1 protein-coding gene is annotated in these 753 nt (G+C 61.4%); it reads right to left on the bottom strand.

Annotated features, from left to right (window positions below; translation table 11 throughout):
• Positions 1-374: 374 nt before the first annotated feature.
• On the bottom strand, positions 375-753 hold a 379-nt coding region (locus ACLFKU_RS43775; protein WP_410853392.1), incomplete at its 5' end, for a trypsin-like peptidase domain-containing protein.

Here is a 753-nt window from a genome sequence, read left to right as displayed (position 1 = left end):
AGATGAGCACCGCCCCGCTTCCGTCGGCTAACGGGCCGGCATTGGCGAGCTGGCCACGCTCGCGCATGACGTCAAGGTTCTCCAGATGGGCCGGGCGCGCAGCCATGCGCTCTTCGGAATTGGGCGGGATCGTAATGGGTTTCGACAATGAAAACAGCCATGCAGGGCATCCTAATCGCGTCCGAGGACCATGTCGTGGCGGACATGTTGCCTCTGAAATGGGTTGCCATCGCGTGCCGCATGGCCAGCAGTCGTGAACCCGATTGCCACACGTGCGAAAGACCTTGTCAGAGTTGTTTTGGGTTGATGATAGCCGCAAATGTGCGCAGCGCTAAGGGGCGCCTGGTTGGTTGGGTGGCCAAGGTTTTCCGGATTCAGGCGACACTGCAACGTCCGGTCGATGCCGGGGTGGAGCCATACGTACCAGACCTGATGAGCTGCCGGGTTTCTCGGTTGGTGAGGGCGTAGCCGGCTTGCGGTTGCGAGGTGGACCTGGCGAAGATCGTGCCCGCTACCTTTCCGTCGGTGGTCAGTAATGGACCGCCTGAGTTGCCCGGTTGCACGGTGCCGCGCAAAGACAGGATCTCGCGGACGACATCGTCGTCACCGTAAATGTTCTCGCCACGAGCCGTTATTGCCCCGCGCACTCGCGCAGCGTTGACTGTGTACGGTCCGTCCAGCGGGAATCCGGCGATGACCGTCGAGTCCCCGGCGTCTACCGATGAGGTCATTGTTAGGGCAGGAGCCTTAAGT

This window comes from Paraburkholderia sp. EG304 (assembly GCF_046543485.1).
Lineage (GTDB): Bacteria > Pseudomonadota > Gammaproteobacteria > Burkholderiales > Burkholderiaceae > Paraburkholderia > Paraburkholderia youngii.
This window is presented reverse-complemented; position numbering and strand designations above follow the sequence as displayed.